Source organism: Curtobacterium sp. MCPF17_021, assembly GCF_003234605.2.
GTDB classification, from domain to species: Bacteria; Actinomycetota; Actinomycetes; order Actinomycetales; family Microbacteriaceae; genus Curtobacterium; species Curtobacterium flaccumfaciens.
On the sequence record NZ_CP126252.1, the window covers coordinates 1,660,734 to 1,680,584 of the forward strand.

Sequence of the window (19,851 nt, forward strand, 5' to 3'; positions counted from 1 at the left end):
TCCGACGAGGGGCGGTAGCCAAGCTGGTCAAGGCAGTCGGCTCATAACCGAACGATCCGCGGGTTCGAGTCCCGCCCGCCCTACGTGCACATGCCAAGGAAGCGCGACACGTCGCAGGACGACCACGCACCGACACCGAACGTCACCTTCGAGGTGACCCGTGGCGGTACCGGCGTGCGCGTGAACGCCTTCCGCCTCGGGTTCATGGGCGCCATCGGGGTGCTCGTCGCGCTGCTCGCCGGTGCGATCATCAACGAGCTCAGCACGGTGCTGGTCTACATCGGGGTCGCGCTGTTCCTGGCACTCGGTATCGACCCGCTCGTGTCGTTCCTGGAGCGGATCATTCCGCGCTGGTCGGCCATCACGATCGTCGTGGTCGCGGTGCTCGGGGCCTTCGCCGGCATCGTGTTCGCCGTGGTGCCGATCCTGGTGGAGCAGGCGTCGAACCTGATCCAGAACTTCCCCGACATCGTGCAGGACATCTCGCAGCAGCAGTGGGTGCAGGACCTGTCGAAGCAGTTCGCCGGGTCGTTCGACATCGACCACGCCCTGCAGTCGCTGCAGTCGTTCGTCGAGAAGCCGGGCAACCTGCTCAGCGTCGGCGGCGGGATCCTGGCGGTCGGCAGCGGCATCCTGTCCGGGGTCACCGGGGCGCTCATCGTCATCATCCTGATGCTCTACTTCCTCGCGTCGATGCGGGGCATGAAGCGTGCGACGTACCGGTTCGTGCCCGCGTCGCGCCGCCAGAACTTCATCGACGTGAGCGAGCAGATCACGCAGGCTGTCGGCCGCTACGTCGTCGGGCAGGTCTCGCAGGCACTGATCAACGGCATCCTGAGCTTCTTCTTCCTGCTCATCATCGGCGCGCCGCTGCCGGTGCTGCTCGCGTCGTTCGCGTTCCTCGGTTCGCTCATCCCGCTCGTCGGCACGCTCGCCGCCGCGATCGTCATCTCGCTGCTCTGCTTCTTCGCGTCGCCGGCCACCGCCCTCGCCGCTGCCATCTACTACCTCGTCTACATGCAGGTCGAGGCCTACCTGATCTCCCCGCGCATCATGTCGCGAGCCGTCCAGGTGCCCGGCGCCCTCGTGGTCATCGCGGCGGTCGCGGGCGGCACGATCGGCGGCGTGCTCGGCGCGCTCGTGGCGCTGCCCGTCGCGGCGTCGGTCATCATCATCGTGCAGAAGGTCATCTACCCCCGCCAGGAGCAGGCGTGACGAGCGGCACCGGCGCAGCCGACGACGCGGTCGTCGCCGCCTTCGCCGAGCACGTCCACGACCGTGACCGCTGGGCGCGCAGTGCCCGTGGGCCGCTCGCCCTGGTGAACGCCCAGCACGTCGACCACCCGCAGCCGGTCTGGCCGGTCCCCGGGACGTGGGCCCCGGCGGTCGGCGGACTCACCGTGACGGCCGAGGCGTCCGACGGTGTCGTCGTCGACGGCGTCCCGGTCGACGGCACGGTCCTGGTGGCCGGCGACACCGCCGTCGTGCCGTCGACCGTCGCGCTGCCGGACGGCTTCGCCGGCACCGTCAGCGGCGGCACGCTGCGCGTCTGGGACCCGTCGTCCGAGGCGATCGCCCGGTTCGCGCAGATCGCCCGCTTCGCGTGGTCCGGCGACTGGGTGACGTCCGGCACGTACGTCCCGCTGGTGGGAGACGACCTGGAGGCCCGTGGCAGCGTCCGCGACGCCGCCGGCGACGCCCTGCCGGTCGCCGGACACGTCGAGACCGTCGTGGGTGGCGCCACGGTGCGGTTCGTCGCCGTCCGGTCGGCTGCCCACCGCGGAGCCCCACGGCTGCAGCTCATCGTGCAGGACGCCACGAGCACCCTGCCCGAGGACGACCCGGGCAGCACCTACTCGATGGGTCGGTTCCTGTACCTCGACGACCCCGGCACGGAGGCCACGGTCGAGCTCGACTGGAACCTGCTGGTCCTGCCGCCGTGCGCGTTCTCGTACCAGTACGCGTGCCCGATCCCACCGGAGGACAACCGCGTCCCGGTGCCGATCACGGCGGGGGAGCGACACCCGGTCGACGCGGACGGTGCCGTCCTGCACTGATCGGGGTCGGTTCCTTGCCGTTCCCAGCCGCGGCGCTGCATAATGGGCGTGTCCCGTCGGGACATCACAATCGCATACCGATGGTTCCGTGGCCCCTCGGGTCAGGATCCTCCGCACCAGGTCGATGGGGAAGTCGCACCTGACGTATCGGAGGAACCGTGAACGGAACGACGACAGGAGTGCTCTACGTGCACTCCTCACCCCGCGCGCTCTGCCCGCACGTCGAATGGGCAGCAGGTCGCGCGATGAACCGCGCCGTGAACTTCTCGTGGCTCGACCAGCCCGCACAGGACGGTGCGCGCCGGACCGAGTACACGTGGACCGGTGCGGTGGGCGCCGGCGCCGCGATCGCGTCGGCCCTGCGCGGATGGGAACACCTGCGGTACGAGGTCACCGAGGAGCCGACGAGCGCCTCGGACGGCGGTCGCTGGATGCACACGCCCGACCTCGGTGTGTTCTACGCACAGACCGACGTCACGGGCAACATGGTCATCCCCGAGGACCGGGTGCGCTACGCGATGGAGGTCGCGGGCAGCAACGCCCTCGAGCTGCACCGTGAGCTCCGACTCGCACTCGGGCAGGCCTGGGACGACGAGCTCGAGCCCTTCCGCCACGCGGCCGAGGGCAACCCGGTCGTCTGGCTGCACCGCGTCGGCTGAGCCAACTCGCAACACGCCGGCGTCTCGGGTGCGCCGGACGCCGACGTCGGGTGCGCAACACGCCGGCGTGCTGTCCTGACGCCGCCGAAGACTCGAGACGCCGCCGAATACGGCGGCGTCTCGTCGTTTCCGGGGCGCCTCAGCGACACGACGGCGTGTAGCCGGGACTCCAACCGGCACCGGAACGACGGAAGCCCGCCCCGACGACGCGGGACGGGCCTCCTGGCAGGGTGGGACGGATCAGACGCTGCGGAACGCGACCACGGCGTTGTGGCCGCCGAAGCCGAACGAGTTGCTGACCGCGAGCAGGTCACCCTCGGGCAGCGCGCGCGGCTCGCGGGCGACGTCCATGACGATCTCCGGGTCCTGGTCGTGCAGGTTGATCGTCGGCGGGGCGACGCGGTTGTGCAGCGCGAGGACGGTGAAGACCGCCTCGATCGCACCGGCACCACCGAGCAGGTGACCCGTCGAGGCCTTGGTCGCGGACACCACGACGTCGTCCAGGTGGTCCCCGAAGACCCGACGCATCGCGTGGTACTCGGCGACGTCACCGACGGGGGTCGAGGTGGCGTGCGCGTTGACGTGCACGACGTCCTCGATGCTCGCGTCGGCGTGCTCGAGGGCCTGCAGGACGGCACGGGCGGCGGCGCTGCCCTCGGGGTCCGGCGCGGTGATGTGGAAGGCGTCCGAGGTTATGCCGGAGCCGGCGACCTCGGCGTAGATCGTCGCGCCGCGGGCCTCGGCGTGCTCCTTCGACTCGAGGATGAGCGCCGCTGCGCCGTCACCGAGCACGAAGCCGTCACGCGTGACGTCGTAGGGACGCGACGCGGTCTCGGGGGAGTCGTTCCGGCGCGACAGGGCCTGCATCGCGGCGAACGCGGCCAGCGGGAGCGGGTGCAGCGCGGCCTCGGCGCCACCGGTGATGACGATGTCGGCGTCGCCGTCGGCGATGTGCCGGTACGCCTCGGCCAGCGACTCGGTCGACGACGCGCAGGCGGACAGGTAGGTGCGGGCACCACCACGGGCGCCGAACTCCATCTCGATGGCGGCGGCGGGTCCGTTCGCCATGAGCATCGGGACCGTCATCGGCAGGACGCGACGCGGACCCTTCTCGCGCAACGTGTCCCACGCGTCGAGCAGCGTGTTCACGCCGCCGATGCCGGTCGCCCAGTCGACGATGAGGCGCTCGGGCACGACCGACTCGTCGTCGATGCCGGCGTCGGCCCAGGCCTCGCGCGCCGCGACGAGCGACAGCTGCGACGAGGGGTCGAGGCGCTTCGACTCGGGGCGGGTGAGCTGGTCGGTGAGGAACCGGCGCGCCTGGCCGGCGAACTCCACCGGGAGTTCGAGCTCGGCGTAGCGGGGGTCCTCGATGCGGGTGATGCCGGACTTGCCGGCGAGCAGCGCGTCCCAGGTGTCCGGGGCGGTCGCGGCGAGGGGTGAGATCGCACCGATCCCGGTGACGACGACGGTCTTCTTGGTCATGGGACGACGTGTTCTTTCGTTGGGGTGAACAAGATGAGCGCCACGGCCCGCAGGGGTCCGCGGGCCGCGGCGCTCAGGAAGCTCGTGTCAGGCCTGGGCCTTGACGATGTAGTCGACCGCGTTGCCCACGGTCTTGAGGTTCTTGACCTCTTCGTCCGGGATCTTCACGTCGAACTTCTCCTCGGCGTTGACCACGATGGTCATCATCGAGATGGAGTCGATGTCGAGGTCGTCCGTGAAGGACTTGTCGGCGGCGACGGTGTCGGTGGCGATACCGGTCTCGTCGTTGATCAGCTCGGCCAGGCCGGCGAGGACTTCTTCGTTGGACAGGGCCATGAGTGTTCTCCTTGAAGGGGGGTGTCGTTTGACCGTTGACCAGCCTAGGGCACGCGGGGTCCGGGTGCGCGGAGGCTCGTCGGGATGGGGACCGGGCGCGCGGTTGCGCGACCGGACGGGGATCAGGGGAGGACGACCACCTGGGCACCGAACACGAGTCCGGCGCCGAAGCCGATCTGCAGGGCGAGGCCGCCCGACAGGTCCGGGTGCTCCTCGAGCAGGCGGTGCGTGGCGAGCGGGATGCTCGCGGCGGAGGTGTTGCCGGTGGTGGTGATGTCGCGGGCGATCGTCACCGTCTCGGGCAGGCCGAGCTGCTTGGCGAACTCGTCGATGATGCGGATGTTCGCCTGGTGCGGCACGAACGCGGCGAGGTCCTCGGGGCGGACGCCGGCGGTCTCGAGCGCCTGGCGGGCGACCTTGACCATCTCCCAGACGGCCCAGCGGAACACCGTCTGCCCGGCCTGGCGCATGGTCGGACGCGGTGCGCCGGCCTCCCACTCGTTGTAGGTCGCGGTCATGCCGATGGCGTCCCACTTCGAGCCGTCGGAACCCCAGATGGTGGGGGCGATGCCCGGGAAGTCGCTCGGGCCGATCACGGCGGCGCCGGCACCGTCCCCGAGCAGGAACGAGATCGAGCGGTCGGTCGGGTCGACGACGTCGCTGAGCTTCTCGGCCCCGACGACCAGCACGTGGTCGGCGAGCCCGGACTTGATGAACGAGTCGGCCTGGGCGATGCCGTAGGCGTACCCGGCACAGGCGGCGCTGATGTCGTACGCGGCGGCCGGGGTGGCGCCGATGCGCTCGGCGAGCAGCGACGCCATCGACGGGGTCGCCACGGTGTGCGTGACGGTGCTCACGAGCACGACGCCGATCTGGGACGGCTCGATGCCGGCCTTCTCGATGGCCTCGCGTGCGGCGGCCTCGGCGAGGTCGACGGCCTCGACGTCCTTGCCCGCGCGCTTGCGGGTGATGATGCCGGTGCGCTGGCGGATCCACTCGTCGGACGAGTCGATCGGGCCGACGAGGTCGTCGTTCGGCACGACGTTCTCGCCGCGGGCGGCGCCGAACGCCAGGATCCGGGTGAACTCGTGGCCGCGGCGCTGCTGGAGCAGCGGGCGCGCGGATCCGGTCGGGAGGCCCGTGGGGGCGTCCGTCGGGGTGGTCGGGTCGGTCATGCGGTTGCGTCTGCTTCCTGGCCCGCGCGCTGCAGCAGGTCGATCGCTGCAGGCAGGTCGTCGGGGGTCTTGATGGCGACGGTCGGCGTGCCGCGGAGGCCGCGCTTCGCCAGGCCGACGAGGGCACCGGCGGGTGCGAGCTCGATGATGCCGGTCACGCCGGCGGCGGAGAAGGACTCCATGACCGCGTCCCAGTGCACGGGGCTCGCGATCTGCTGGACCATCAGGTCGACGAAGCGGCGCCCGTCGTCGACGCGGGAGCCGTCGGCGTTGGTCCAGATCGGCAGGGTCGGGTCCTGCACGGTGGTGGCGGCCGCGACCGGGGCGACCCGCTCGACGGCGGGGGCCATGTAGCGGGTGTGGAACGCACCGGCCACGGCGAGCGGGATCACCCGGGCCTTGGCGGGCGGGTCGGAGGCGAGGGCCGCGATGGCGTCTGCGGCACCCGCGACGACGGTCTGGCCGCCACCGTTGTGGTTCGCGGGCACGAGGCCGTGCTCGGCGAGGGCTGCGGCCACCGCGTCGGCGTCGCCACCGAGGACGGCGGCCATCGAGGTCGGCTCGAGCGCTGCGGCGTCCGCCATGGCCCGGCCGCGCTCGGCGACCAGGGCGACGGCGTCGGTCGGCTCGAGGATCCCGGCGACCGCGGCGGCGGTGAACTCGCCCACCGAGTGTCCGGCGACCCCGCCCACCAGCGCACGACGGCCCTCGGCGAGCAGTGCGTCGGCGGTCACCAGGCCGGCGGCCACGATGAGGGGCTGTGCGAGCGCGGTGTCCTTGATGGTGTCCGCGTCGGAGTTCGTGCCGTGCTCGGCGAGGTCGACGCCGATCGACTCCGACCACTGCCCGACTCGTTCACGAACGGTGGCGTCCTCGAGCCAGGGGGCGAGGAAGCCGGGGGTCTGGGAGCCCTGTCCGGGCGCGACGACGACGATCACCGGACAATCCTCGCGTTCTCGTCCCGCGGGGCCCGTGTGGACTTCCCACACGAATCCCCGCGGGACATTGTCGGTTCTCTACCGTCCGGAGCGCTCTAGCGTCCGGAGCGCTCTAGCGTCGGGGCGTGATGCGGCGACGGCCGGTCGCGGACTCGGACATCGCGCCGAGGATGAGCGCCGACTGCACGATCAGGGCGTCCCGGGCGTGCGTGGCGTCCCACCCGATGATGTCGGCGACCCGGCGCAGGCGGTAGCGCACGGTGTTCGGGTGCACGAAGAGCTCGCGCGCCGTGGCCTCGAGCGACCGGCCGGTGTCCAGGTAGCACCACAGCGTCTGCAGGAGCTCGGTGGACTGGTCCTTGAGCGGGACGTAGATGCGCTGCACCAGGGCGGACCGGGCAAGGGGGTCGCCGGCCAGGGCACGTTCGGGCAGCAGGTCGTCGGCCAGGGCCGGGCGGGGCACGCCGCGCCAGGCACGCGCGACGGCGAACCCGGCGAGGGCGGCCTTCGCGCTGGTCGAGGCGTCGACGACCCCGGGGACCTCGTTGCCGAGGACCAGGTGGCCCTCGCCGAACAGTGGTTCGAGGGCCTGCGCGATGGTCGTGAAGGAGACGGGCTCCTCGCCCTCGGGGACGTCGTCACGGGGGGTGGCGCGGCCGATCACCACGACGAGCCGCGACCCCTGGACCCCGACGAGCACGTCGGCGTCCATGTGCCGTGCGGTGCGGCGGACCTGGTCGACCTCGAGCTGCTTCGGTGCGGTGCCGACGAGCACCGCGACCTCGCCGTGGCCGTGCCACCCGAGGGCGGCGATGCGGGAGGGCAGTTCGTCGTCGTACTCGCCGGAGAGGATCGAGTCGACCACGAGCGCTTCGAGCCGGGCGTCCCACAGGCCGCGGGCCTCGGCCGCGCGGGCGTAGACGTCGGCTGCGGCGAACGCGATGTCGCGGGAGTACTTGAGGATCGCCTCCTGCAGCATCTCGTCGTCGGCGGCGCGTTCCTCGACCACGGTCACCACGACGCGGATGAGCTGCAGGGTCTGCTGCAGGCTCACCGAGCGCAGGAGTTCCCGCGGGGCGGACCCGAAGACGTCGGCCGCAGCGATCCACGGCGTCGACGCGGTGCCCTCGAGCCAGCTGATGAACGAGGTGATGCCGGCCTGGGCGACGAGGCCCACGGCGGAGCGGCGCCCCGGTGGCATCTCGCTGTACCAGGGGAGCGTGTCCTCGAGCCGCTTGATCGTGGCGGTGGAGAGTTCTCCGGACACCTGACGGAGCCAGGAGAGCGCACGCTCACGCGCGCTCTCCTGGCTCTCGTGGTCCGGGCGGACCGTCGTCACGGGTTGATCAGCTCTCGCCGCCCGCGCTGCCGGTGGTGCCGGCGGTCACGTCGTGCAGGCGGTACTTGTCGATCGCCTGCTGGACGAGCGCGCCGTCGACCTTGCCCTGGCGGGCGAGCTGCTGCAGCGTCCGCACGACGACCGAGGGGCCGTCGATGTGGAAGAAGCGGCGAGCGGCCGGACGGGTGTCCGAGAAACCGAAGCCGTCGGCGCCGAGGGTGGCGTAGTCGGTCGGCACGAACGGGCGGATCTGCTCCTGCACCAGGTGCATGAAGTCGCTCACGGCGACGACCGGGCCCTCGGTGCCGAGCAGACGCTCGGTGACGAACGGCGTGCGGGCCGGCTCGTTCGGGTTGAGGAACGCCTGCTGCTCGGCGGCCACACCGTCGCGGTACAGCTCACCCCAGCTCGTGACGCTCCACACGTCGGCCGACACGCCCCAGTCCTCGGCGAGGAGCTGCTGCGCCTCGAGGATCCACGGCACGGCGACACCGGACGCGAGCAGCTGGGCCTTCGGGCCGTCGTGCTCGCTGGCCTTGAGCAGGTACATCCCCTTGAGGATGCCCTCGACGTCGACGCCCTCGGGCTCGGCCGGCTGCACCAGCGGCTCGTTGTAGACCGTCAGGTAGTACATGACGTTCGGGTCGGCGTGCTTCGGCGAGCCGTCCTCGTTCGTGCCGTACATGCGGTCGAGGCCGGCCTTGACGATGTGGCCGATCTCGTAGCCGTACGCCGGGTCGTACGAGACGACGGCCGGGTTCGTCGTGGCGAGGAGCGGCGAGTGACCGTCCGCGTGCTGCAGGCCCTCGCCCGTCAGCGTGGTGCGGCCGGCGGTTGCGCCGATCATGAAGCCACGGGTCATCTGGTCGCCGGCGGCCCAGATGGCATCGCCGGTGCGCTGGAACCCGAACATCGAGTAGAAGACGTAGACCGGGATGAGCGGCTCGCCCTGCGTCGAGTACGAGGTGCCGACCGCGGTGAAGGCCGCGAGGGCGCCCGCCTCGTTGATGCCGACGTGGATGATCTGGCCCTGCGGGCTCTCCTTGTAGGCGAGGAGGAGTTCGCGGTCGACCGACGTGTAGTGCTGGCCGTTCGGGTTGTAGATCTTCGCCGACGGGAAGTAGGCATCCATGCCGAAGGTGCGTGCTTCGTCCGGGATGATCGGGACCACGCGGTCGCCGAAGTCGGGCGAGCGCAGCAGGTCCTTCAGCAGGCGAGCGAACGCCATGGTGGTGGCGACCTCCTGCTTGCCGGAGCCCTTCTTGACGACCTGGTACTTCGAGTCGTCCGGCAGCGTGAACTGCGTGTACTTCGTGCGACGTTCCGGCACGTAGCCACCGAGAGCGCGACGACGCTCGTGCATGTACTGGATCGCCTCGTCGTCGTTGCCCGGGTGGTAGTACGGCGGCGTGTAGGGGTTCTCTTCCAGCTGCGCGTCGGAGATCGGGATGCGCATCTCGTCGCGGAACTGCTTGAGGTTGTCGAGCGTGAGCTTCTTCATCTGGTGGGTCGCGTTGCGCCCCTCGAAGCTCGGACCGAGGCCGTAGCCCTTGACCGTCTTCGCCAGGATGACGGTCGGCTGGCCCTTGTGCTCGGTCGCGGCCTTGAACGCGGCGTAGACCTTGCGGTAGTCGTGGCCACCGCGCTTGAGGTTCCAGATCTGGTCGTCGGTGTAGTCCTTGACGAGCTCGAGCGCCTTCGGGTCGCGCCCGAAGAAGTTCTCGCGCACGTAGGCACCGTTCTCGGCCTTGTACGTCTGGTAGTCGCCGTCCGGCGTCTGGTTCATCAGGTTGAGGAGCGCGCCCTCGGTGTCGCGGGCGAGCAGGTCGTCCCACTCGCGGCCCCAGACGACCTTGATGACGTTCCAGCCCGCACCGCGGAAGAACGCCTCGAGCTCCTGGATGATCTTGCCGTTGCCACGGACCGGGCCGTCGAGTCGCTGCAGGTTGCAGTTGATGACGAAGTTCAGGTTGTCGAGGCCGTCGTTCGCGGCGACCTGGAGCTGCCCGCGGGACTCGACCTCGTCCATCTCGCCGTCGCCCAGGAACGCCCAGACCTGCTGGTCCATGGCGTCCTTGATGCCGCGGTTCGACAGGTACTTGGCCTGCTGCGCCTGGTAGATCGCGTTGATCGGGCCGATGCCCATCGACACGGTCGGGAACTGCCAGAAGTGCGGCATGAGGCGCGGGTGCGGGTACGACGACAGACCGCCGCCGGCGTGCGACTTCTCCTGCCGGAACCCGTCGAGCTGGTCCTCGGAGAGGCGACCTTCCATGTACGCGCGGGCGTACATGCCGGGGGAGGCGTGGCCCTGGAAGAAGACCTGGTCGCCACCGGAGGGGTGGTCCTGCGCGCGGAAGAAGTGGTTGTAACCGACCTCGTACATCGCAGCGCTGGACGCGTACGTCGAGATGTGGCCGCCGACCCCGATGCCGGGACGCTGTGCGCGGTGCACCGTGATGGCCGCGTTCCAGCGGATCCAGCGGCGGTACCGGCGCTCCAGCTCTTCGTCGCCGGGGAACTCCGGCTCGTTCTCCGGCGCGATGGTGTTCACGTAGTCCGTCGTCGGGACCATCGGCACACCGAGGTGTAGTTCCTTGGACCGCTTGAGCAGGCTCAGCATGATCTCGCGACCGCGCTGGTGTCCGTGGGTCTGGACCAGCCCGTCGAGGGACTCACGCCATTCGGCGGTCTCCTGCGGATCCTGGTCGTTCGCCCCGGCGCTGTACGGGTCCTGGTCGTTCACCGTCACCCTTGACCTCGTTCGTTCTCGTGGTGGTGGACATGGTGGCTCCGGTGGTCGGGTCGCGACCGGCTGGGGCCCCGTCCACTCTAGGCCCCAGGACCGACGCTGATGCTGATGGTGACGTGCAGGTGGACGGGTGCTTGCATTCGCGTGTCGTCGGCGTAGCATGGCCGATCGTGCACACGCGATCCGCGGCGCACGGACCGACGGGCACACCCCTCGCCCGAGGAAGAAGCACACGTAGCGATGGCACTGGAGATCGGCTCACTCGCGCCGGACTTCGAGCTCCCGAACCAGTTCGGTGAGCACGTCCGACTCAGCGACTTCCGCGGCAACCGCCCGGTCGCACTCGTCTTCTTCCCGCTGGCGTTCTCGTCCGGGTGCACGAACGAGCTCTGCACCCTGCAGGACAACATCACGATGTTCCAGGACCAGCGCATCGAGCTGCTCGGCATCTCGGTCGACTCGAAGGCGACGCTCCGGTCGTTCGCCGAGGCGAACGGATACGACTTCGAGCTGCTCGCCGACTTCTGGCCGCACGGCGCGGTCTCGAAGGAGTACGGCGTGTTCCTCGAGAACAAGGGCTTCGCCACCCGCGCGACCTTCGTCATCGACGTGCAGGGTCGGATCAAGGCCTCGATCATCACCGAGCCCGGCCTGCAGCGCGACGTCGCCGAGTACAAGGCGGCCCTCGACCGGCTCGCCGCCTGCTCGGCACCCGTCCCCGTCGGCTAGCGTTCCGAATCCCTCCTGAACGACGCGTCCGCGTCGACGGTCGGACAGGAGGCCCGGTGCACGCCATCGACACCGACCCGCGTGGTCGCGGGGTCGCCGCTGATGCGTACGCCCCGTACCCGGTGCGCGTCACGCCCGGCGTCTGGGGGCTGACCCGCACGGTCGTGGAGGCCCCGACCGGGCCCGTCGTGGTGCACCACCGCGCCGGCCCGGACCCGCTCCTGCTGCTGCACGGCGTCGCCGGCTCCTGGTCGACGTGGACGCCGCTGCTGCATGCCGCACAGGGCGTCGGCGACCGGGGGCTGGTGCTCGTCGACCTGCCCGGCTGGGGGTCCTCGCCCGCTCCGGACGGTCCGCTCGGTCTCGACGCCGTCACGGGTGCCGTGTCGGCGGTCCTCGTTGCGCTGGGCATCGGCGCGGTCGACGTGGTCGGGCACTCCATGGGCGCGTTCGTCGGGTTGCACCTGGCGGTGGTGGCGCCCGAGCGGGTGCGGTCGCTCGCCCTGGTGTCCGGCACCACGGTCGCGACCGCCGGTGCGGCTCGGCACCCGGTGCGGGCGCTCGGCACCCTGCCGGCGTTCACCCTGCTGCGTGCGGGCCTGACGGTGACCGGGGTCGCCGCTCGTCCGCTGCTCCGGGGGATCGCGCGGATCGGCCTGTTGCCGCTCGTCGCGGCGCCGGTGTTCACGCACGTGCGACGTCTGGACCCGAGCGTGCTCGAGGCCTTCGTCGAGGAGCTCCGGCCGGAGCAGTTCACCGAGGCGGCACGGTCGGCGGCGGCGTACGACGTCGACCGGTGGCGTGCGATCACCTGCCCGGTGACGGCGATCGCCGGGCGCGACGACGTGTTCGCCCGCGTCTCGGACCTCGAGGCGCTGCGGGCGTTCGTGCCGCAGGTCCGGACGGTGCTGCTCGACGACTGCGGGCACTTCGCCCACGTCGAGCGTCCCGACGCGGTCGCGCGGGAGGTCGGCCTCCGCTGAACCGACGTGGATGCGTGTGCATGTGGCGACACCACACGAGTCGTTCGACGCGTGGATCGTCGGAACATGCACCCGCATCGGATGCGTGTGCATGTGGCGACACCACACGAGTCGTTCGACGCGTGGATCGTCGGAACATGCACCCGCACGGTCTGCCCGCTGGTCGGGGCGCGTCAGGTGTGGACAGGGAACGTCGCCGCGACGCGGGAGCGCACCTCGGCGACCACGGCCTCGCGCATCGTCGGGGAGAACAACGCGTGGTCGCCGTCCTCGACGCGGACGACGGACACCGAGCCGCGACGGTCGTCACCGGGCCAGCGCCGGACGGCCTTCTGCCCACCGAGCCGGTCGAACAGGGCGGCGTCCTCGGGAGCGACGATCACGACGACGTCGGTGCCGTGCTCGACGAGCGGGCGGACGTGGCCGACGACGCCGCCCATCCGGTCGCGGCGGGCGATGCGGTCGCGGACGGCCTTCGGCACGAAGCGGTTGTACCGCTCGCGTACCCACATCCGGGCGGGCGACGGGGCGTCGATCGCCCGGACTCCGTCGGCGTACGAGCCGGGCTCGGCCGGGACGCGACGGTAGTCGTTCGGGCTGATCTCGACGACCAGGCGCGGGGCCTCCTCGACGGCGCGGCCCGCGACCCAGGCGCCGGCGCACATGCCGACGAGCACGAGCCGGTCCGAGGGGGTGGCGAGTGCGGTGACGACGGCGGACTGGTCCTCCACCCACTCCCGGGCGAACAGGAAGCTCCGCTCGTCCTCGTGCACGCCGGTGCTCTCGCCGGTGGCACGACGGTCGACCCGGACGACCCGGGCGCCGTCGCGGGCGAGGGCGCGGGCGAGTTCGACCTGGTAGTCGGTGGCCCCCACGCGGTGCTCGGCGCCGCCGCTGTGGAGCACGACGACGGGGGCGTCGTGGTGCTGGGCGGACGAGACGGTCTCGATCCCGAACAGCCCCTGATCGCCGAGGTGCACGATCCGCTCCGACACGCGGCCGTCGACGTCGAGGACCTCGTCGAGGACGGGCGTGCGGACGGGCACCGCCGTCTCGGGCGCCCAGGTGTCGAGCCAGGCCACGACGGTGTCGACGGCGGCTCCGGGGATGCGGGCGTGGATGCTCGTGCCGTCGAGGAGCTCGGCGCTGCCGGTGACCTCGGTCACGTCGACGTCACCGAGGGGCTTCGGCGGCCGGGCGCCCGGACGGACGAGCGCGACGGTGGGCCCGGTGCGCGGGGCGAAGGCGAGGTCCGCGAGTGCGGCGGCCTCGTCCGGCTCGACGTCGAACCCGATGAGGCTCTCGACGCCGTCGACCACGCGGTCGGGACCGATCGTGATGGTCGCGAGGGCGCGCTGCCGACGGAGCCACCCCTTGCCCGATGCCGGGGCGTCCCAGACGACGAGGCCGTCGGTGTCCGCGGCCGCGTTCGCCGCGACGAGGGCCGCCGAGGCCAGCCCGACGAAGGCGACGTGCTGCACCCCCGTCGTGCGGAGCACGGCGGCGGCGTGGCGTGCGGACCGGACCTGCGCGTCGGGCGCGGTGTCGGGTGCGCCGTCACCACGTCCGGACGGGTCGTAGCGCACCGAGGCGATGCCACGGGCCTCCAGGCGGTCGGCCAGCAGACGGAGCGTGCGGTACGCGATGACGCCCTCCTGCCCGAGCGGCGGGCAGATGACGACTCCGGCGCGTGCGGCGGCGGGGAGCTGGACCGCGGCGCGGATCGCCGGCGATCCGGACCAGCCGTGCAGGGTGGTCACAGGGCGAGGGCGGCGCGGGCGGACGCCGGCCAGGCGTCGAGGTCCGTGCCGTGGGCGGCGAACAGGGCGATGGTGATGCGTTCCAGGCCGAACGCGATGCAGGCGCTGTGCGCGACCTGGCCGTCCTCGGTGCGGAGGCCGAACGAGGTGCCGAAGTGGTCCTCGTGCAGGTTCGCGGAGCTGATCGCGGTGGCGTCGTGGTCGGGGCCGTAGACCTTCGTCACGAACTCGAACTTGAGCGCCTGCTCGACCTGGTTGCGGGCGAGCATCTGCCCGACGCGGCCGAAGAAGGGGTCGTTGGCGGGGACGACGTCGATCTCGAGCCCGAACGACTCGAGCAGCGCGCGCATCACCGGGATGCTGCCGTCCCGGTGGGCCGCTGCGGACGCGGGGGTGCCGACGTGCACGAACTCGTGCATGTGGAACGCCTGCAGGCGCATCGGGTCGAGCGAGGGCTCGCGGCGGAAGGAGTCGCCGAGGACGTCGAAGAACCGGCCCTGCTGCGGCACGGTGTCGCCGATCAGGCCGTAGACCGGGTGGCAGACCGCGGGGGTGAGCATGAGGTCGGCCGGCTCGAGGAACCCCTCCCAGCGCTCACCGCGCTCGCGGGCGGCGAGCAGTGCGCGGTGGGTGCGGTCGTCGCCGGTGAACCCGGAGATCGACGCGGCGAGGTCCGGGAACGACGCGATGTAGTCGGTGCGCTCGAACGACGCGAGCGGCTCGACCGGCGGGAAGCGCAGGACCTCGGCGCCGAGGTGCTGCTGGCTGCGGACCGCTGCGGCGTCGACCGCGGCGTACACGCGCTCGAAGACCCCGGTGCGGCCGTAGAGGCCGGGCGTGCCGAGGTCGAGGAGGACGCCGTCGGTGAGCAGGCGGGTGCGGAGGGCTGCGCGGGCGGCGTCGAGCGCGGCTGCGTCGGCGGCGGTGTCCGCGGTGGTGGTGTCGGTGGTGTGCGTGGTGGTGTCCGTGATCGTCACAGGATCACTCCCGTCATGATGGCCAGGTCGGCGTCGTTCTTGAGGAGACGGTCGTTGCTCACCATGACGGCGGCCCCGTGGGCGTCTCGGAGGTGTCGGGCGATGCTCATCGGACCCGAGGCGGCGTAGCCCGCGATCCCGACGATGCGCAGCGCCTTCGTGACGATGTCGGTGACGCGCTCGGACGCACCGATCTTCAGGGCGTTCGCGGCCAGGGCGTACGCGCTCGAGGCCAGCACGTCCGGGTCGTCGGCGGCGGCGTCGAACCGTTCGGCGGCGTGGCGCACCGAATCGGCGAGGGCCTGCAGGTCGACCAGGAGCTCGGCGAGCCGGAGGGCACCGGGCGGGGTCGTCCCGACGGCGGCGCGGGCCTGCTTCCGGACGGCGCTGCGGGCACGTTCTGCGGACGAGACCGCGATGCCGAGCCAGACCGAGGCCCAGAGCACGTGCGACACCGGCAGGACGGTCTGGGCGGAGATCGCGGCGTAGTCGTCGCGGAACACCCGGTCGGTCGTCGTCTCGGTGTCGAGGATCCACCCGTTGCTGCACGTGCCGCGGAGCCCCATGGTGTCCCAGGTGGACGTCTGCGACAGGACCATCGTGTCGGTGCGGCAGATGAGCAGCCGCTGGTCCGACGCCGGGGCGTCGGGGTCGCGACGGGCGGTGACGAACACCGCGTCGGCCTCGGTGGCGTACGAGATCACCGGCGCGTCCTTGCGCAGGCGGATCCGGCCGTCGTCGGTCGGCTCGATGGAACACGTGGACCGCCGGGCGTCGCCTCCGACGCCACGCTCGGTGGTGGCTGACGCGACGAGTGCCCCGCCCCGGACGGCCTCGATCGTCTCGAGCACGCCGGCACCGTCGCCGCCGTGCCGCCAGAGCGCCATGACCTGGCCCTGGTGCATCGCGAACACCATGCCGGTCGCGGCGCAGGCCCGGCCGAGTTCGGTCGCGATCGCGGAGAGCTCCGCCACGGAGGCTCCCTCGCCACCGTGCTCGGTCGGCACCGCTGCCGCGAGCAGGCCGTACTCCCGCATCGCGGCGATGGCCTCGCGCGGGGGCCGGGCGTCGCGGTCGACCTCGTCGGCGAACTGTGCGGCGACCTCGGCCACCGCGCTCGCACGCTCGGCGAAGCGGTCGACGACCGACGGTGCCGGCAGGACCAGGGTCACGAGGCGAGCTCCGCGGCGAGCTCCGCCGCGGCGGTGATCGACTCGACGCTCGCGAAGGTGGACCGGTTCAGCACCGAGTCGGGGAACTCGACGTCGAGGTCCGACTCCACTGCGAGCATCACGTTCACGGTGGCGTGCGAGGTCAGGCCGAGGGCGTAGAGGTCGGCGATCGACGCGACGTCCCACGCGTCGACCGTCAGCCGGCCGTGCTCGGCGAGGGCGCGACGGACGGCCCGGTCGGTGGCCGGGTCGGCGATCGTCGCGGTGCTGCTGGAGGGGTTCGGGTCCTGTTCCATGACTGCAACCGTAAAGAGGAACGGCCCTCGGGAAACCGCCGTGCGGGTGCGGGAAACCGCACCCCTGTCCGGAGCGCCGGGTCAGCGCTCCGAGAGGGCCACCGCCGTCGCCACCGCGAGCCCCCGTTCGTGTGCCAACGAGACCGCGATCGGGCCGCACCCGATCGACTCCGCCAGGGCCGCGGCCGCCCCGGACAGCTCGACCGTGGGGGCACCGCCGGCGTCGAGCACGACGGCGACGTCACGCAGCGGGATCGCCTGGTCCGGAGCCGGCCGGAGCAGTTTCACGACGGCCTCCTTGCCGGCGAACCGGGCAGCGAGACGCTCCGGGTCGTCGCCGGTGTCGGTGCGCTCCCGCAGGGTGAACACCCGGTCCAGGTACCGCTCGCCGTGCGCCGTCACGGCGTCGACGACGTCCTCGACCGCGGCGAGGTCGGTGCCGGTGCGGATGGTCATCACGAGGAGCAGGCTACGCACCGGTTGTCCACAGTGCATGCCCTGACCGGCATGGGGGACGCCGGGGGTTCGTATGATCGTCGCCAGGGACCACCGAGGGGGAACGATGGCATCACCGTGGACGGGCATCATCGAGGACGCGCGGCACTACCCGTCGCCGCACAACTCGCAACCGATCGTCGTGCGCGTCGAGGACGACCGCACCGCGACTGTGTTCTACGACCTGCGACGGGGGTTGCCGGCGGAGTCGTTCGGCATCCCGTTCGGGCACGTCTGCGCCGGGGTGTTCCTGGCCGGGCTCGACGTGGTGGCACGGGCGCACGGGTTCACCGTGCAGGAACGGCTCGACCACGCCGAGATGGACTTCGGTCGGCTCGACGACGGTCCGACGAACGACAGGAGTGCGGACGACCACCTGCACCGGCTGGGCACGGTGACGTTGCGTCCGCACGTGGTCACCGCGGACGACCGGGAGGCCCTGGCCGGCTTCCTCGCACGGCGCACCTCACGCAAGCCCTACGACGCAACGCTGGTCGACGCCACCGCGATCGAGGCCGCGTCCGCCATCGCATCGGCGGCCGGGCAGCGCTTCCGCACCACCGACGACCGGGCCACCGTCGACGAGATCGTGCGCGTCAACCAGGAGACCCTGTTCGACGACCTGCAGCACGACGCCGTGCACGACGAGATCCTGCACTGGCTGCGGTTCTCGAAGCGACAGGCAGCGGCCGCCGGAGACGGGCTGTCCGCCGAGACGATGCTCATGCCCGGCCCGGTGCTCCGGTTCGCCATGGAGCACCGCGGACTCTGGCAGGCCCCGGGCATCGGCGGGGTCTTCCGCAAGGTGTACCTGTCCACCATGCGGGGCGTCCGACAGCTCGCCTGGCTCGAGGGACCGTTCAGCACCCCGGCCGAGTACGTCGAGGCCGGACGGGTCTTCATGCGCATCTGGCTCGAGTTCTCCGCACGCGGCATCGCCATGCACCCCTTCGGCACCGTGATCACCAACCCGCGGTCACACGCCGCGTTCGTGGAACGCGCGGGCGTCGACGAGTCCGACGGGCGGATGGCCTGGATGCTGTTCCGCTTCGGACACAGTGACCCACCACCCCTGGCACACCGCCGACCCGCAGCAGCGATGACCGTGGGCGGTGCCCGGTGAAGCGCGCAGCGGTGTTCTCGGTGGTGTGGGTGGTCGAGACCTTCGTCGCACTGTTCATGCCCCGCGTCGGCACCCACAAGCTCCTGCTCACGCCCGGCATCGAGCCGCTCCGCTGGACCCTCGGACGCTGGCGCGCCTGGCGGACCGCGGAACGGGCTGCGAAGCGGGTCCCCGCGTACCGCGCGTTCCTGGCGGAGTCCGGACGCGCCTCCAGGCTCGACACCCGTGGCGGGATCGCCGCAGCGATCTCGGGACTGCCCGAGATGGACAAGGACTCCTACGTCAAGCGCTGGAGCATCCCCGAGCGCTGCATCGACGGACGCCTGCCCCGACGCGGCGTCGTCGTCGACGAGTCCAGCGGGTCGAGCGGCACCCCGACCAGCTGGGTGCGCGGCCCCGACGAACGCCAGGCCACCCGACAGCTGCTGCAGCTCGGGTTCTCCCGCACCGCCAAGGACCTGTCGAAGCAGCCGTTCGTGCTCAACGCCTTCTCGCTCGGGGCCTGGGCCACCGGGATGAACGTGACCGCCTCGCTCACCGAGTCCTCCATGATCAAGTCGATCGGCCCGGACCGCGACAAGATCGTGCAGACGATGCGCGAGTTCGGCACCGACTTCACCTACATCATCTGCAGCTACCCGCCGTTCCTGAAGGCCCTGTTCGAGGACGACCGGCTCGACTGGAGCCAGTACACGATCGTCGCCGCGTTCGGGGGCGAGGGCATCAGCGAGAACATGCGCGCCCACATCGAGCAATACGCGCAGGCCGTGCTCGGCTCCTACGGGGCGAGCGACCTCGAGATCAACCTCGGCATCGAGACCCCGTTCAGCGTGCAGCTGCGCCGGGCGATCGCCGCCTCACCGGAGCTCTCCGCCGCCCTGACCAAGCAGGGCGAGTACGGGGTGCTGCCGATGGTGTTCCAGTTCAACCCGTTCGGCTACCTGATCGAGACGAACGACCTCGGCGAACTCGTCGTCACCATCGCCCGCTCCGAGAACATCAGCCCCCGCATCCGCTACAACATCCACGACCGCGGACACGTCGTGCGGATGAGGGAACTGCGGTCCGTGCTGCGGGCGACCGGACACGCGGCGCTCGCCGCCGAGGCCGAGCTCGACCTGCCGCTGCTGTTCCACTACGGCCGGTCCGACCTGTCGGTCGACTACAACGGCGCCGTCGTCGCACCCGACGTGGTGCGGGACGTCGTGTACGGCGACCCGGAGCTGCTCGAGGCCGTCGAGAACCACCGGCTGATCAGCTACGAGGACGACCGCGGTGACCGGCAGCTGCACATCGCGTTCCAGCTCGCCTCGGGTGCTGGCGGGTTCGACGCGGATGCCGCCCGGGGCGACGTGATCGCCGAGCTGCGGCGGTTGAACAAGGACTTCTCGAACGCGATCCGCACGGCGCCGCCCGGCACGCTGCCGACGGTGGCGTTCTACCCGTACCGGACGGGACCGTTCCGTGAGGACGGCAAGAAGCTCAAGAACGAGTACGTGTGGCAGCTGCCGGCCGGGTCGGTCGCGCAGTGGGACCTCGACCTGTCGTGGGTCGCGGCGAAGGAGGCCTGAGCCG

At 71.3% G+C, this 19,851-nt stretch carries 18 protein-coding genes and 1 tRNA gene; 8 read left to right on the forward strand and 11 right to left on the reverse strand.

Annotated elements, in window-relative coordinates; all coding sequences use genetic code 11:
* The first annotated feature begins 8 nt into the window (after positions 1–8).
* The 4 genes from DEJ29_RS07790 to DEJ29_RS07805 all read left to right on the forward strand — a co-directional run bounded on the left by DEJ29_RS07790 (position 9) and on the right by DEJ29_RS07805 (position 2,716).
* A tRNA-Ile gene (locus tag DEJ29_RS07790) sits at positions 9–83 on the forward strand.
* Positions 84–90: 7 nt separating this feature from the next.
* On the forward strand, positions 91–1,215 hold the full coding sequence (locus tag DEJ29_RS07795; protein WP_181433383.1) for an AI-2E family transporter: 1,125 nt from the start codon (positions 91–93) through the stop codon (positions 1,213–1,215).
* Entirely contained in the window at positions 1,212–2,057 is an 846-nt protein-coding gene (locus tag DEJ29_RS07800; protein WP_111095208.1) for a DUF1684 domain-containing protein, read from the forward strand. The genes DEJ29_RS07795 and DEJ29_RS07800 overlap by 4 nt, the downstream gene beginning before the upstream one ends.
* A 158-nt stretch (positions 2,058–2,215) precedes the next feature.
* The gene (locus DEJ29_RS07805; protein ID WP_027465337.1) at positions 2,216–2,716 is read left to right on the forward strand and encodes a DUF3145 domain-containing protein; all 501 of its coding nucleotides are present in this window, start codon (positions 2,216–2,218) and stop codon (positions 2,714–2,716) included.
* 240 nt (positions 2,717–2,956) lie between these two features.
* Here DEJ29_RS07805 and DEJ29_RS07810 read toward each other — a convergent pair whose 3' ends face one another.
* From DEJ29_RS07810 to aceE, 6 genes are all read right to left on the reverse strand, one after another.
* A complete protein-coding gene (locus DEJ29_RS07810; protein WP_027465338.1) occupies positions 2,957–4,201 on the reverse strand; it encodes a beta-ketoacyl-[acyl-carrier-protein] synthase family protein in 1,245 nt (414 codons plus the stop codon).
* Between the two features lie 87 nt (positions 4,202–4,288).
* Positions 4,289–4,537, reverse strand: coding sequence for an acyl carrier protein (locus DEJ29_RS07815; RefSeq protein WP_017886710.1), 249 nt, complete (start codon positions 4,535–4,537; stop codon positions 4,289–4,291).
* Positions 4,538–4,659: 122 nt separating this feature from the next.
* Positions 4,660–5,712, reverse strand: coding sequence for a beta-ketoacyl-ACP synthase III (locus tag DEJ29_RS07820; protein ID WP_071405345.1), 1,053 nt, complete (start codon positions 5,710–5,712; stop codon positions 4,660–4,662).
* The gene (locus tag DEJ29_RS07825) at positions 5,709–6,650 is read right to left on the reverse strand and encodes an ACP S-malonyltransferase (protein ID WP_110864670.1); all 942 of its coding nucleotides are present in this window, start codon (positions 6,648–6,650) and stop codon (positions 5,709–5,711) included. Before DEJ29_RS07825 ends, DEJ29_RS07820 begins: the two co-directional genes overlap by 4 nt.
* A gap of 112 nt (positions 6,651–6,762) precedes the next feature.
* Positions 6,763–7,989 (reverse strand): PucR family transcriptional regulator, encoded by a 1,227-nt coding sequence (locus DEJ29_RS07830; RefSeq protein ID WP_027465341.1) that lies wholly within the window; start codon positions 7,987–7,989, stop codon positions 6,763–6,765.
* A gap of 7 nt (positions 7,990–7,996) precedes the next feature.
* A complete protein-coding gene (gene aceE / locus DEJ29_RS07835) occupies positions 7,997–10,741 on the reverse strand; it encodes a pyruvate dehydrogenase (acetyl-transferring), homodimeric type (protein WP_071405343.1) in 2,745 nt (914 codons plus the stop codon).
* A gap of 240 nt (positions 10,742–10,981) precedes the next feature.
* Between aceE and DEJ29_RS07840 the strand changes: the two genes are divergently transcribed.
* The gene (locus DEJ29_RS07840) at positions 10,982–11,470 is read left to right on the forward strand and encodes a peroxiredoxin (RefSeq protein ID WP_111095207.1); all 489 of its coding nucleotides are present in this window, start codon (positions 10,982–10,984) and stop codon (positions 11,468–11,470) included.
* 56 nt (positions 11,471–11,526) lie between these two features.
* Positions 11,527–12,453 (forward strand): alpha/beta fold hydrolase, encoded by a 927-nt coding sequence (locus tag DEJ29_RS07845; RefSeq protein ID WP_181438211.1) that lies wholly within the window; start codon positions 11,527–11,529, stop codon positions 12,451–12,453.
* 173 nt (positions 12,454–12,626) lie between these two features.
* On the opposite strand, the gene DEJ29_RS07850 is transcribed toward DEJ29_RS07845, so the two are convergent.
* From DEJ29_RS07850 to DEJ29_RS07870, 5 genes are all read right to left on the reverse strand, one after another.
* Positions 12,627–14,213, reverse strand: a complete 1,587-nt coding sequence (locus tag DEJ29_RS07850) for an alpha/beta fold hydrolase (RefSeq protein ID WP_111095206.1) — start codon at positions 14,211–14,213, stop codon at positions 12,627–12,629.
* Entirely contained in the window at positions 14,210–15,190 is a 981-nt protein-coding gene (locus tag DEJ29_RS07855; RefSeq protein ID WP_220037339.1) for an amino acid--[acyl-carrier-protein] ligase, read from the reverse strand. The genes DEJ29_RS07850 and DEJ29_RS07855 overlap by 4 nt, the downstream gene beginning before the upstream one ends.
* Entirely contained in the window at positions 15,187–16,362 is a 1,176-nt protein-coding gene (locus tag DEJ29_RS07860) for an acyl-CoA dehydrogenase family protein (RefSeq protein WP_071405339.1), read from the reverse strand. The genes DEJ29_RS07855 and DEJ29_RS07860 overlap by 4 nt, the downstream gene beginning before the upstream one ends.
* Entirely contained in the window at positions 16,359–16,658 is a 300-nt protein-coding gene (locus DEJ29_RS07865; protein WP_111095205.1) for an acyl carrier protein, read from the reverse strand. The genes DEJ29_RS07860 and DEJ29_RS07865 overlap by 4 nt, the downstream gene beginning before the upstream one ends.
* An 81-nt stretch (positions 16,659–16,739) precedes the next feature.
* A complete protein-coding gene (locus DEJ29_RS07870; RefSeq protein WP_171907809.1) occupies positions 16,740–17,114 on the reverse strand; it encodes a holo-ACP synthase in 375 nt (124 codons plus the stop codon).
* Positions 17,115–17,220: 106 nt separating this feature from the next.
* Here DEJ29_RS07870 and DEJ29_RS07875 point away from each other — a divergent pair, with 106 nt between their 5' ends.
* Both DEJ29_RS07875 and DEJ29_RS07880 read left to right on the forward strand, forming a co-directional pair.
* Entirely contained in the window at positions 17,221–18,276 is a 1,056-nt protein-coding gene (locus DEJ29_RS07875; protein ID WP_111095204.1) for a nitroreductase family protein, read from the forward strand.
* The gene (locus DEJ29_RS07880; RefSeq protein WP_258375961.1) at positions 18,273–19,847 is read left to right on the forward strand and encodes a phenylacetate--CoA ligase family protein; all 1,575 of its coding nucleotides are present in this window, start codon (positions 18,273–18,275) and stop codon (positions 19,845–19,847) included. Before DEJ29_RS07875 ends, DEJ29_RS07880 begins: the two co-directional genes overlap by 4 nt.
* Positions 19,848–19,851: the final 4 nt, after the last annotated feature.